Origin of the sequence: Tissierella sp. MB52-C2 (assembly GCF_030931715.1) — a bacterium.
Lineage (GTDB): Bacteria > Bacillota > Clostridia > Tissierellales > Tissierellaceae > Tissierella.
In genome coordinates this window covers 2,831,137-2,844,042 of the sequence record NZ_CP133261.1, presented here as the reverse complement: position 1 = coordinate 2,844,042, position 12,906 = coordinate 2,831,137, and the positions used below count along the sequence as shown (strand labels likewise).

Annotated in this window: 14 protein-coding genes; 10 read left to right on the top strand and 4 right to left on the bottom strand. The window is 31.5% G+C overall.

Annotated elements, in window-relative coordinates; translation table 11 throughout:
- Positions 1 to 132: 132 nt before the first annotated feature.
- Positions 133 to 519, top strand: a complete 387-nt coding sequence (locus tag RBU61_RS14565; RefSeq protein ID WP_308876229.1) for a LapA family protein — start codon at positions 133 to 135, stop codon at positions 517 to 519.
- 124 nt (positions 520 to 643) lie between these two features.
- Here the strand turns inward: RBU61_RS14565 and RBU61_RS14560 are convergent, their stop codons facing one another.
- Both RBU61_RS14560 and RBU61_RS14555 read right to left on the bottom strand, forming a co-directional pair.
- Positions 644 to 1,984 carry a Na+/H+ antiporter NhaC family protein gene (locus RBU61_RS14560; RefSeq protein ID WP_308876227.1) on the bottom strand — a complete coding sequence of 447 codons (1,341 nt, stop codon included), beginning with the start codon at positions 1,982 to 1,984 and terminating at the stop codon, positions 644 to 646.
- Between the two features lie 16 nt (positions 1,985 to 2,000).
- Positions 2,001 to 3,071 (bottom strand): uroporphyrinogen decarboxylase family protein, encoded by a 1,071-nt coding sequence (locus RBU61_RS14555; RefSeq protein WP_308876225.1) that lies wholly within the window; start codon positions 3,069 to 3,071, stop codon positions 2,001 to 2,003.
- Between the two features lie 321 nt (positions 3,072 to 3,392).
- Here RBU61_RS14555 and tsaE point away from each other — a divergent pair, with 321 nt between their 5' ends.
- From tsaE to tsaD, 4 genes are read left to right on the top strand one after another with little or no spacing between them, the layout of a single operon-like run.
- Positions 3,393 to 3,851 (top strand): tRNA (adenosine(37)-N6)-threonylcarbamoyltransferase complex ATPase subunit type 1 TsaE, encoded by a 459-nt coding sequence (tsaE, locus tag RBU61_RS14550; protein WP_308876223.1) that lies wholly within the window; start codon positions 3,393 to 3,395, stop codon positions 3,849 to 3,851.
- A complete protein-coding gene (gene tsaB / locus RBU61_RS14545; RefSeq protein WP_308876221.1) occupies positions 3,848 to 4,546 on the top strand; it encodes a tRNA (adenosine(37)-N6)-threonylcarbamoyltransferase complex dimerization subunit type 1 TsaB in 699 nt (232 codons plus the stop codon). The genes tsaE and tsaB overlap by 4 nt, the downstream gene beginning before the upstream one ends.
- Positions 4,546 to 4,989 carry a ribosomal protein S18-alanine N-acetyltransferase gene (rimI, locus tag RBU61_RS14540; protein ID WP_308876219.1) on the top strand — a complete coding sequence of 148 codons (444 nt, stop codon included), beginning with the start codon at positions 4,546 to 4,548 and terminating at the stop codon, positions 4,987 to 4,989. The genes tsaB and rimI overlap by 1 nt, the downstream gene beginning before the upstream one ends.
- Positions 4,990 to 5,007: 18 nt before the next feature.
- Positions 5,008 to 6,012: a tRNA (adenosine(37)-N6)-threonylcarbamoyltransferase complex transferase subunit TsaD gene (tsaD, locus tag RBU61_RS14535; protein ID WP_308876217.1), complete on the top strand. Its 1,005-nt coding sequence runs from the start codon at positions 5,008 to 5,010 to the stop codon at positions 6,010 to 6,012.
- Positions 6,013 to 6,176: 164 nt separating this feature from the next.
- Here tsaD and RBU61_RS14530 read toward each other — a convergent pair whose 3' ends face one another.
- Positions 6,177 to 8,090: an ABC-F family ATP-binding cassette domain-containing protein gene (locus RBU61_RS14530; RefSeq protein WP_308876215.1), complete on the bottom strand. Its 1,914-nt coding sequence runs from the start codon at positions 8,088 to 8,090 to the stop codon at positions 6,177 to 6,179.
- Positions 8,091 to 8,212: 122 nt separating this feature from the next.
- Here RBU61_RS14530 and RBU61_RS19630 point away from each other — a divergent pair, with 122 nt between their 5' ends.
- The gene (locus RBU61_RS19630; protein WP_374212450.1) at positions 8,213 to 8,494 is read left to right on the top strand and encodes a CC/Se motif family (seleno)protein; all 282 of its coding nucleotides are present in this window, start codon (positions 8,213 to 8,215) and stop codon (positions 8,492 to 8,494) included.
- Positions 8,495 to 8,534: 40 nt separating this feature from the next.
- Here RBU61_RS19630 and RBU61_RS14520 read toward each other — a convergent pair whose 3' ends face one another.
- Positions 8,535 to 8,747: a hypothetical protein gene (locus RBU61_RS14520; RefSeq protein ID WP_308876213.1), complete on the bottom strand. Its 213-nt coding sequence runs from the start codon at positions 8,745 to 8,747 to the stop codon at positions 8,535 to 8,537.
- Positions 8,748 to 8,881: 134 nt separating this feature from the next.
- Here RBU61_RS14520 and RBU61_RS14515 point away from each other — a divergent pair, with 134 nt between their 5' ends.
- From RBU61_RS14515 to RBU61_RS14500, 4 genes are all read left to right on the top strand, one after another.
- Positions 8,882 to 9,517 carry a redox-sensing transcriptional repressor Rex gene (locus RBU61_RS14515; protein ID WP_308876212.1) on the top strand — a complete coding sequence of 212 codons (636 nt, stop codon included), beginning with the start codon at positions 8,882 to 8,884 and terminating at the stop codon, positions 9,515 to 9,517.
- Positions 9,518 to 9,683: 166 nt separating this feature from the next.
- Complete coding sequence (locus tag RBU61_RS14510) at positions 9,684 to 10,823, top strand: acyl-CoA dehydrogenase (protein ID WP_308876211.1); 1,140 nt, start codon at positions 9,684 to 9,686, stop codon at positions 10,821 to 10,823.
- An 18-nt stretch (positions 10,824 to 10,841) separates the two neighbouring features.
- The gene (locus RBU61_RS14505; RefSeq protein ID WP_308876210.1) at positions 10,842 to 11,633 is read left to right on the top strand and encodes an electron transfer flavoprotein subunit beta/FixA family protein; all 792 of its coding nucleotides are present in this window, start codon (positions 10,842 to 10,844) and stop codon (positions 11,631 to 11,633) included.
- Positions 11,634 to 11,661: 28 nt separating this feature from the next.
- Positions 11,662 to 12,882 (top strand): electron transfer flavoprotein subunit alpha, encoded by a 1,221-nt coding sequence (locus RBU61_RS14500; protein WP_308876207.1) that lies wholly within the window; start codon positions 11,662 to 11,664, stop codon positions 12,880 to 12,882.
- Positions 12,883 to 12,906 lie beyond the last annotated feature (24 nt).

Below are 12,906 nucleotides of genomic sequence, written 5' to 3'. Positions count from 1 at the left end.
TTTCATACTTAAATATCAAATCATAGTTATAAAGAACAAAATAGATAGATAAGTACTTGTGGGAATAAAGTATTTATATTATAATAGTCATAAATTATAACTAGGAGATGTATTAGATTAGGGGAGATTTTGATGAAGCTTAAAGTAAACATGGAATTCAAATTCATAATATCGCTATTATTTTCTGTTTTAGTGGCAATATTTGCTATTCAAAATGCAAAGAGTGTTGAGATCAATTTCTTATTTACTAAGTTTACGATTTCTCAAGCTGTTGTAATCTTAGGTTCTGCTATTATAGGAGCTTTAATTGTACTTTTATTAGGCCTTATTAAACAAATAAAGCAAGGTGTGAAAATAAAGCAGCTAAAGAAAGAGATAGAAACAATTACAGAAGAAAAGAATAAATTTCAGAAAAGTATAGATGAATACTCCATATCTAGTATAGAAGAAGAGAAAAAAATAGAATATAATGATGAAAAAACTATATTAGAAAATGAGGCCATCATTGAAATTCAATAAATAATAAAATTAAAATTGGAAATAGCTGAATATAAGTAAATAAAAAGAAAAAGCTCTATATTTTGATAAATGCTTAAATCAAAATATAGAGCTTTTTAGATAGAATTTATATAATTATAAGTTCTTATGAATTGATTTTAGAATTACTTTTTAAATATCCATTTCCAAAAGGAGTTAATATGGATGTTATTGCGAATACTGCCAATATGAAACAATACCATATATATGGTACTAATTGAACAGGGCTTACCAGTCCATTGGTAAAACTTCCTGCTATCAATAATTGAGCGCCATAAGGTATTATGCCTTGCATTATACATGAAAATGTATCTAAAAGTGAAGCCGTTTTTCTTGGGTCTACATTATGCTCTGTTGATATTTCTTTTGCTAATTGTCCATTTATAATTATAGAAACTGTATTATTAGCTGTAGCCATATCTGTAAGAGCTACTAATGCACTTATACCTAATTCAGCAGATTTTCTGCCTTTTATTTTTTTATTTATTTTATATAATAACCAATCAAGTCCTCCGCCACTAGATACCATATTAGCTAGCCCACCGGTTAATAAAGATAATAAGAAAATATCAAACATTTTTGTAAATCCTGAATATATTTCCTGCACAAACTGTAATACTTTAAGGTCTCCATAGCTTAGCCCTATGACACCAGATATAATAATACCTCCAGTTAAAACTACAAACACATTCATTCCAGCTATGGAAGCTACTAGGACAAATATATATGGAAGAATTTTAATTATACTAAAAGCATATTCTTGAGTCTCAGGAATATTTATTGGTTTACCAAAGATTAATAAAAGAATAGCCGTAACTAAAGCTGCCGGTATTGCAAATCCAATATTTGCTCTAAACTTATCTTTCATAGATACTCCTTGAGTTCTTGTGGCAGCTATAGTAGTATCAGAAATAATAGATAGATTATCTCCAAACATAGAACCACCTACTAGTGCACCTAATACTAAAGGTAAGTTTAAGCCACCCTTTTCTACTAATTGAACTGCTATGGGTCCTAGAGCCACTACAGTACCTACTGATGTTCCTGTGGAAATAGAAATAAATGCAGATATTATAAATATTCCTACTGTAATAAATTTAGCTGGTATTAAAGTCAGTCCTAAATTTACAGCAGATTCAACACCACCCATAGTGCTAGAAACAGAAGAGAAAGCTCCTGCCAATAAATATATAATACACATAATTATTATATTATCATCCCCACAACCTTTAATGAATATATCAAATTTTTCATCTAATGAACCTTTTGTTAAGATAAAAGAAAATATTATTCCTATAATTGCTGCAACGGGAGCTGGAAATTGATAAAATGCCATTTCAACTCCCTGAATTTGTAGTATAATTCCTGAAATTAAATATACAGATACAAAAATAAGAAAGGGCAATAAAGCTATTCCATTACCTTTTTTTTCATTTAGTTTTTCCATTATAAGGTCCTCCTAGTTAGTTATTTGTTAGTAATTCTAAATCCATTGGATATTTTCCATAGAAACTGCCTGCTTCCATGAACAGCTCAATATTTTCAATTGGGGTATGCATTGGAATTTGACAACCTGTACTCAAGATATATCCTTTTTTGGAATCATATCCTTTTCTAATACATTCTTTAACTGATTTAAAAATAGATTCTCTATTTCCAGCATGAATTACATCAACGGGAGGAACATTTCCAGTAATTATTACTCTATCTCCCATTAATTCCTTAGCTTCTTCTAAGTCCTCTATATTATCTATACTGAAATTAGAAATTCCAGCATTTACTACGTCTTCCCAGATTTCCTTACTTGTTCCACATATATGGATGCCTGGAGCACTTCCTGTTTTTTCTTTAATTTTGTTTATATTTGTTTGAAGAGCAGGCAAGGAAAATTCTCTAAATTGTTTTGGACTTATAAGACTAGTGGAGGAAACTGGATCAGCAAAGCTAATAGATATACCTAATTTTGCAACCTCTTCTATATATCTGTTATTGGATTCAGCTACTATGTCCATTAGGGTATGAACCCTTTCAGGGTATTTAATCATCCATTTAAGTAGATTTTCTGTTCCTACTACAGAGGCTGCAACGCTAAAAGGTCCAGACATTGCAGCACCTACATCTACTTTATCTATAAGTGCATCTCTTGTTAGTTTTATGGCTTTAAGTAAGATTGGTAAAATTCCATCTTTTAAAGGATTAATAATTTTAAGGGATTCTATCTCATCTATAGATTTTATAGCTGGTTCTAATAAATAGGAAATATTGTAATCAGGATAGGCTACCTTAGCACCCATGGCTTCAGCCACGCCTCTAAGGCTTGTAGATATTCCTACGCTATCATGGCGAAGCCTTTGAAATAATGATATTTCCAACTCTGCCATAAGTTCTGCTGAATGATAGTAATCACTTGTTTTTACACCTATGAAGGGTGTCATAGTAGCGCCCATATCTGGTACACAGATTATACGGTCGATTTCTTGCCCTTTAGCAAAGGCATCCATTCTTTCTCTTGGGGTCATTTCTTCTTTTCTCACTTGAATCTCCTTTCCATATTAATATAAAATAATCATTGAGGATTAATTCACAATCTAAATCTCATAAATCATTATATAGTGTATTTTGAGACTATAACAATTAAACTATTTGATAGTAATTTTACTATTATTAATAATTTTAATATAAGAAGTAAAATACCTTAAAATCTTGAGAAACATTAATTAAATTTAGCCCTAATTATAAATTAAATTTATCACTATTTTTTAATAATAAATCTGCTATAAATAGGGGTAGAATATGCATTGTGAAAATAATTATGCTATAATAATTTTATCAATACAAATGAAAGGTTGATATTTTTGGAAATAAGATTAAATGGATTGGAAGAAACTAAAGAGTTTGGTATTAGATTAGGTAATCTTTTGAGAAAAGGAGATATTCTTTGTTTAAATGGAGACCTAGGAGCAGGGAAAACTACTTTAACTAAATCCATAGGTTTAGGTCTTGGAGTTTATGATTATATAACTAGTCCTACATTTGCCTTAATCAATGAATATACTGGAAAGATACCAGTATATCATTTTGATGTATATAGATTAGAAAATGTAGAGGAGCTTTATGATTTAGGATTTGATGAGTATTTCTATGGAAAAGGAGTTTGTATTATAGAATGGGCAGAAAAAATAGAAAGACTTTTACCTAAGGAAAGAATAGTATTAGATATAGAAAAGGGTAAAGATATAGATGAGAGAAGGATAAATATTACAGGTTCTGGTAATAGATATACAGAGATAACTAAGGAGTTGGAGAAGAATTGAAAATATTAGCTTTAGACACATCAACTATGATGGCAACTTGTGCAGTATTAGATGAAAATAGAATATTGGGAGAATACTCCTTAAATCAAGAAGAGACTCACTCAGAAAAATTAGTTCCAATGATTAAGGAATTACTAGATAGTTTAGGACTAAAGGTTGGTGATATTGATCTTTATGGAGTTGCATTGGGACCAGGTTCATTTACTGGACTTAGAATTGGAGTAGCAACAGTCAAAGCTTTTGCTCATTTATTCAATAAGCCTGTAGTAGGTATATCTACTTTAGAGGGACTGGCTTTTAATCTACCTTACAACAATATAATTGTACCAATGATAGATGCAAGAAGGGATAGAGTCTATACAGGGATATATAAATGGGAAGGAAATAATTTAGAGACTATAATGGAGCCAGATGTATTAGATATAAATGATCTTTTAGATATTCTTAATAAATATGATAGATTAATAGTAAATGGAGACGGAGGGCTTCTTCATAGGAATATAATTAAAGAGAAATTAGGAGAAAAGGTACAGTTTTCAACTAACGGTCAAAACTTTTGTAGGGCTACCAGTATAGGAGAGTTAGCACTAAAGAAATATAATGAGGGGAAAACTAATGACTTCTATACATTAGTTCCTGAATATTTAAGAGAGTCTCAGGCTCAAAGAGAACTAAGAGAAAGGGAAGAAAAATAATGGATATTATTATCCGCAACATGGACGAAAATGATTTAGATGATGTAATGGAAATAGAAAAAGATGCTTTTACTACTCCATGGCCTAGGGAATCATTTTTAATGGAAATTACTAAAAACCAATTGGCAAAATATATCGTTGCTGAAATAGATGGCGTAGTAGTAGGATATGGCGGTATATGGCTTATACTAGACGAAGGACATATAACTAATATAGCGGTGAAAAGTAAGTATCGAGGATTAGGCGTGGGAAATACCTTAATTGAGGGACTTATTTTCCTATGTACTAAGCTAGATATTAAGGGAATGACTTTAGAAGTTAGGGTATCTAATACAGTGGCAAAAAACTTATACAAGAAATATGGTTTTATAGAATCTGGAATTAGACCCAAATATTATCAAGATGACAATGAAGATGCACTTATTATGTGGAAAAAATTATAGAATTAAGAGGTGTTTATTATGTTAACATTGGCCATAGAGACTTCCTGTGATGAAACCTCAGTTGCTGTCATTAAAGATGGTAGAGAGGTCTTATCTAATATAATATCTTCTCAAATAGATATTCATAGGAAATTTGGTGGAGTAGTGCCAGAAATAGCTTCAAGAAAACATATAGAAAGTATAAATAATATAGTTCAAGAAGCAATAGATGAAGCAAAAATCAGCTTCGATGACATAGATTTAATAGGAGTAACTAAAGGACCAGGATTAGTTGGAGCCTTACTTATTGGAATATCAACAGCTAAGGCTTTAGCTTATGGACTTAATAAGCCTATTATTGGAGTGAATCATATTGAAGGTCATGTATGTGCAAATTATATTGAACATAAGGATTTAGAGCCTCCTTTTACTTGTCTTATAGTATCAGGTGGACATACCTATTTAGTTCAAGTAAATGGATATACAGATTATGAATTAGTAGGCAGAACAAGGGATGATGCTGCAGGAGAAGCCTTTGACAAGGTAGCTAGAGCCTTGGGACTTCCATATCCTGGAGGACCAGTTATAGATAAATTAGCTCAAAAGGGAAATAAAACTGCCATAGACTTTCCAAGGGTAATGTTAGAACCAAAGTCTTATGATTTTAGTTTTAGTGGATTAAAAACAGCAGTGTTAAACTGCTTAAACCAAAAACACCAGAAATCTGAAGAAATTATAGTAGAAGACGTGGCTGCGTCTTTTCAACAAGCAGTATTAGATGTACTTGTGGATAAGTCCTTTAGATTGGCTAAAGAAAGAAAATCTCAAAAGATAGTAATAGCTGGCGGAGTAGCTGCTAATCAAGGCTTGAGGACTATGATGGAAGAAAGAGGGAAAGAGGAAGGTATAGAAATCCTATATCCGTCAAGGATATTATGTACAGATAATGCAGCTATGATTGGTGCCGCAGCATATTTCAATTATAAAAATGGGAACAAATCAGATCTTTACCTTAATGTTATACCAAATTTAGATTTAAAATAATAAAAAACAACATTTTTCTCCACAAATTGTCCACATATAAAAATATGACTTACTATGAAAATATGTGGACAATGTGGAAAAAATGTAAAGAACCTTAAAATATAGGCCTTGTACTGTGGATAAGGTTGTGGGTATTGTGTATAATGTGTGAATTATATGTGGAATTATTCTTCTGTCAACAGAATCCATTGATTATAAAGATTATCCAGCTCTATTTGTATACTTTCCCTTTCTTTAGTTAATTCGACAACCTTTTCTGGTTTGTCATATATGGAAGAATCACAGAGAATATTATCTAATTCTTCTAATTGAGTTTCTTTTCTTGATATTTCTTCCTCCAAAGACTTGATTTCTTTTCTTTTAAATTTCTCTTCCTTTAACAGTTCTTTTTCTTTTCTTTTTTCTAATTTTACTTGAGTCTTTGTCTTCTCATCTTCTTCATCTTCTTCATATAACACTTCATTTTTCTTCTCTAAATAATAGTCATAATTTCCTAGATATTCTTTTATGCCTTCATTAGTTAATTCCAAGATTTTATCTGCTACCTTATTTAAGAAATATCTATCGTGAGATATGACAAATAAAGTACCTTCATAATTGATTATAGATTCCTCTAATACCTCTTTAGAATCTATATCTAAGTGGTTAGTAGGCTCGTCCATTAGTAAGAAATTAGCATTAGAAAGCATTAATTTTAATAGAGATAATCTACCTTTTTCTCCACCACTTAAATCTGAAATCTGTTTAAATATATCGTCACCTATGAACATAAACTGACTAAGAATACTTCTTATTTGATAATGATCAAAGGTTGGATTTTCATCCCAAATCTCATCTATAATGGTTTTATTCAAGTTGAGCTTGGTCATTTCTTGATCAAAATATCCTTTTTCAACGTGATGGCCTAAAGTTATTTCGCCACCATCCTTAGACAATTCACCTAAGACTATTTTAAATAAAGTGGTCTTTCCTATACCATTGGCTCCTATAAGACCTACTTTTTCTCCTTTATATATATTAAAGTTTATATCTTTTAGAAGTTTAAAGTCTCCAAAGGATTTTTCCACGTTTTCAACTCTTAATACATCTCTTCCAGACTTAATCTTAGGTTCAAATTTGATCTTTGTTCTTTGCTGTTCTCCCATAGGTTTATCTAGTAGTTTCATTTTATCCAACATCTTTTGTCTGCTTTCAGCAAGACCATGGTATCTTTCTCCGCCATAAGCCTTAAATCTTTGAATAATTTCTTCTTGTCTTTTTATTTCTTTTTGCTGATTTTCAAAATGTTTTTGATAAATTTCTAAATCCTTTTTTCTTCTACTCATAAAATTAGTATAATTTGTATTGTAGATATTTAGCTTTAGATGTTCTATATGAAATATTCTATTTACAACATTATCTAAGAAATATCTATCATGGGATATAATCAAAGCTGCACCTTTATAATCTTTTAAAAACTTTTCTAACCAATCAATGGCATCTATGTCTAAGTGGTTAGTAGGCTCGTCTAGTAATAGAATATCAGGCTTTTCTAAAAGTAATTTAGCCAAAGATAGTCGAGACTTTTGTCCACCACTTAAAACATTAACTTCCTTTTCTAAGTCTTCATCTTTAAAACCTAAGCCTTTGAGGGTTCCTTTAATTTCTGATTTATATCCATATCCATTTAAGGACAAAAATTTTTCAGACATATTTGCATACTCTTCCATTAGAATATTTAAATTTTCACTTTCCCCCTTGGAACCCTCTAGAGATATTTCATGTTCAAGTTTTCTCAAATTTTCTTCCATCTTTATTAGGGGTAAAAATACTTCTAAACACTGATCAAATACGGTCTTGGTGCTTTCTATATTTGTATGCTGCTTTAAGTATCCAATTCTTACACCTTTTTGAATATATATATCTCCACTATCCTGCGGGGTATCTCCATTTAAAATATTAAAAAGAGTAGTTTTTCCTGAACCATTTAATCCAATTACTCCAATTTTATCTCCATCTTCTACTGTAAAACTAATGCTATCTAAAATAGTATCTACTATATAAGTTTTAGTTAGATTACTACATGAAAGGACTAACATAATATTTCACCCCTTATAATCATAATATGTATATTGTATCAAAAAAATAAACTCATTTCCATTGTCTTTAATACCCCTATATGGTATAATTAATAAAAAACATTGTTAGAAAAGGTGGAAATATGGATATATATATTAGTGACAAGGCGAAGGAGTATATAAAGAAGAAATCTAATTCGATACAGATTAAGCCAGTACAAGTTGGGGGAGGTTGATGTGCTAGGTATGAACCATCTGTTAAGGTGGGAAGACCAAGTAATGAAAGTGGATTTCGCATATACAATGTAGGAGATATAGAAGTATATTTTGCACAAAATTTAATAACTAGAAATGACGAACTAAAAATCGATCTTAGTAAAGTACTATGGATAAAATCTTTAACAGTGGATGGTATAAGTATATAAAAGCATTATAAGAGAAAATACTCCTAAGAATAGGAGTATTTTAAGATTTTAAATTCAGTTCCATTGCCATGGAAGATAATATAGGGTCGATTAAATTTAATGTACATCTTCCTTCTTGATTATAATGGTTACAATTGACACAGTTCTCATATTTATCCTCATAAGTACGAGCAGAAGATGTCAGTTCGTTTCTTGATGGATCATATTCTTTACAATACAAGGCCACTTTTCTTAATTGTTCCTTGCTTGCCATGCCAATCACTCCTTTCAGTAATTATTGTATCAAAAATACGATTAAATATTCAAATAATATATTTTTTGAAAATTGACATATTAATGTCAGAATGATATAATGGTATATAAAAATATTATTTAGGTGGTGAAATAATGGATAGATATAGTAAAGTCTCCATAACAGTTATAAGAAGATTACCAAAATATTATAGATATTTAGGTGAATTAATAGATCGAGGAATTAACAGAATTTCATCTCAAGAGTTAAGTAAAATGACTGGATTTACAGCTTCTCAAATAAGACAGGACTTAAACAACTTTGGAGGATTTGGACAACAGGGTTATGGATATAACGTAGAAGAACTTCATGGAGAACTAGGAAGGATTCTTGGATTAGACACTATATATAAAGCAGTAATAGCAGGTGCAGGAAACCTAGGTCAAGCTATTGCAAATTATAAAGGATTTGAAGATGCTGGTTTTAAAGTATTATCCCTTTTTGATAAAAATCCTAAATTAATAGGTTTAAAAATTAGAGATATCGAAATAAGAGATGTTGACTATATGGTTGAATTTATAAGGGAAAATAATGTTGACATAGGAATAATTACTACTCCAAAGGAGTATGCTCAAGATATAACGGATATATTTATTAAGGCAGGGGTGAAAGGAATTTGGAACTTTGCTCCGACTGACTTAAATGTGCCTGATAATATAATAGTGGAAAATGTGCGTTTAAATGAATCTTTATTTGCACTCTCATATTTTTTAAAGCAAAATCATAAATAATAATAAAAAAGACAAAAGGCTTTCTTAATATAATCTTTAAGGACTGCCTTTTTTTATGTGGAAAAAAGATAAAAAATTAACAATATCAGTGGAAATTACATATTAAATATATTATAATGAAAGATAGATACAGATATAGCTAATATATTAGGGAGGGAAATAATATATGGATTTCAATTTAACTAAAGCGCAACAAATGGTAAGAAATGTAATGAAAGAATTTACAGAAAAAGAGGTAAAACCCATTGCAGCTGAGATTGATGAGACAGAAAGATTTCCAACAGAAACTGTAGAAAAAATGGCAAAATATAATATGTTAGGAATACCTTTTCCAGTAGAGTATGGTGGGGCAGGAGGAGACGAATTATCCTATGCCATAGCTGTAGAAGAATTATCAAAGTCTTGTGGTACTACAGGAGTTATATGTTCCGCTCACACATCCTTAGGATGTTGGCCTATATATAAATATGGTACAGAGGAACAAAAACAAAAATATCTAATTCCGTTGGCAAAGGGAGAACATTTAGGAGCTTTTGGTTTAACAGAGCCTAATGCTGGAACTGATGCAGCAGGACAACAAACTACTGCTATCTTAGATGGTGATAATTATATTTTAAACGGTTCAAAGATATTTATAACAAATGGCGGACAGTCAGATACATATATAATATTTGCCATGACTGATAAAAGTAAAGGTACTAGAGGAATATCTACATTTATAGTTGAAAAAGACTTCCCTGGTTTTAGTATCGGAAAAATTGAAGAAAAAATGGGTATTAGGGCATCTGCAACTGCTGAACTAATATTTCAAAATTGTATAGTACCAAAGGAAAATCTATTAGGCAAAGAAGGAGAAGGTTTTAAAATTGCCATGTCTACCCTAGATGGAGGTAGAATTGGTATAGCTGCCCAAGCCTTAGGTATAGCAGCAGGTGCCTTAGATGAAACGATTAAATATATAAAAGAGAGACAACAATTCGGTAGATCTATATCTAAATTCCAAGGACTTCAATGGATGATAGCGGATATGGCAACCGAAATAGAAGCAGCTAGACTTCTTGTTTATAGGGCAGCCTATAATAAAGCAAATAACTTACCTTATAGTAAAGAAGCAGCAATGGCTAAATTATTTGCATCAGAATGTGCTATGAATGTAACTACTAAATGTGTTCAATTATTTGGTGGATATGGATATACAAAGGATTATCCAATAGAGAGAATGATGAGAGATGCGAAGATTACTGAGATATATGAAGGTACATCACAAGTACAACAAATGGTTATATCAGCCGCTGTATTAAAATAGGACTAGGGAGGTTAGGATATGAATATTATTGTATGTATAAAGCAAGTACCAGATACTAATGAAGTTAGAATAGACCCAGTACGTGGAACTCTTATTCGTGAAGGAGTACCAAGTATTATAAATCCAGATGATAGAAATGCTTTGGAAGAAGCTCTAAAAATTAAAGATAAATTAAAAGATGTAAAAGTAATAGTTTTAAGCATGGGGCCTCCTCAGGCTGATGTTGCCCTTAGGGAAACTTTAGCCATGGGAGCAGATGAAGCTATACTTTTAAGCGACAGAGCTTTTGCAGGTTCTGATACTTGGGCTACCTCTACTGCTCTTGCTGCGGGTATAAAAAAGATTGGAGACTATAGTATTATATTCTGTGGAAGACAAGCAATAGATGGAGATACGGCACAGGTTGGACCTCAAATAGCAGAACATTTAAATATACCTCAAATTACTTATGTTGAAGAATTAGAAATTGAAGGAGACAAAGTTATAGCTAAAAGAACATTGGAAGATGGACATTTTGTTGTGGAATCTAAAATGCCTGTACTTTTAACAGCTATAAAAGAATTAAATATACCAAGATACCCTTCCATTAAAGGCATTTATAATGCCTACAATAGTGATAATGTTAAGGTTTTATCAGCAAAAGATGTAGATGCAGATTTTGACAATCTAGGACTAAACGGATCGCCTACCCAAGTAAATAAATCTTTTACACCATCAGGAAGATCAGGTGAGGGAGAAATATTACAGGGAAGTGGAAAAGAGGCAGTTGAATCATTGATACTAAGATTAAGAGAAAAACATCTTATTTAATATATCATCTGATAAAGGAGGAATTTAAATGGCTGTTAAAGTTATAGAGTTGAAATGTATTGGCTGTGGAAAGTGCGTTAGAGTATGTCCCTTTGATGCTATAGACATGATAGATAAAAAGGCTAAAATCAATGAAAAGTGTACGGCTTGCGGACAATGTGTAGAGGCCTGTCCAGTAGATGCAATAGAGAAAGAAGAAAAAAAATATAGAGCTGGCGGAGTAAATGTAGATGAATATAGGGGAGTTTGGGTATTTGCAGAGCAAAGAGATAAGGAGCTGCTTAATGTAGCCATAGAGTTAGTAGGAGAAGGAAGAAAAATAGCTGATGAACTAAAAGTTCCTTTGACTGCTGTGCTATTGGGTAAGGATATAGATAATTTAGCGGAAAAATTAGTTAAATATGGAGCAGATGAAGTTCTATATGCAGACCATCAGCTACTAAGTGTATATACAACTGATGGATATACTAAAGTAATTTATGATTTAATTAAGGAAAGAAAGCCTGAAATTATGTTGATAGGTGCTACAAATATAGGTAGAGATTTAGGACCTAGAATATCTGCAAGAGTTCATACAGGACTTACTGCAGATTGTACAAAGCTGGATATTGATATAGAAAATAGAAGACTTTTACAGACTCGTCCAGCCTTTGGTGGAAACCTAATGGCAACTATTATTTGTCCAGATCATAGACCACAAATGTCTACAGTTAGACCAGGGGTTATGGAAAAGGCAAAGTATAATGAAAGTAGAAAAGGTAATATAGTTAAATTTATTCCAGAATTAAAAGATGAAGATATAAGGGCTAAAGTTATGGAAGTAGTCAAAGGTGGAAAGGCAGAAGTACAACTTGAAGATTCAAAAATAATAGTATCAGGTGGTAGAGGTCTTGGAAATCCAGAAGGATTTAAGTTAATTCAAGATTTAGCAAAGAAGTTTGGTGGAGTAGTAGGAGCTTCTCGTGCTACAGTTGATGCTGGTTGGATAGACCAGGGACACCAAGTAGGACAAACAGGTAAAACTGTTAGACCTTCCCTTTATATTGCTTGTGGTATTTCAGGAGCTATTCAGCACTTGGCAGGTATGCAAGAATCTAAAGTTATTGTTGCCATAAATAAGGATAAAGATGCACCTATATTTAAAGTTGCTGACTATGGTATTATTGGAGATGTTTATGAAATATTACCACTTCTTATAGAGTCTTTGGATAATGTAGACGATATAATAGAAGCTTTCGCATTAAAATAATCTTAAAAGATTAAAGTAATTTGA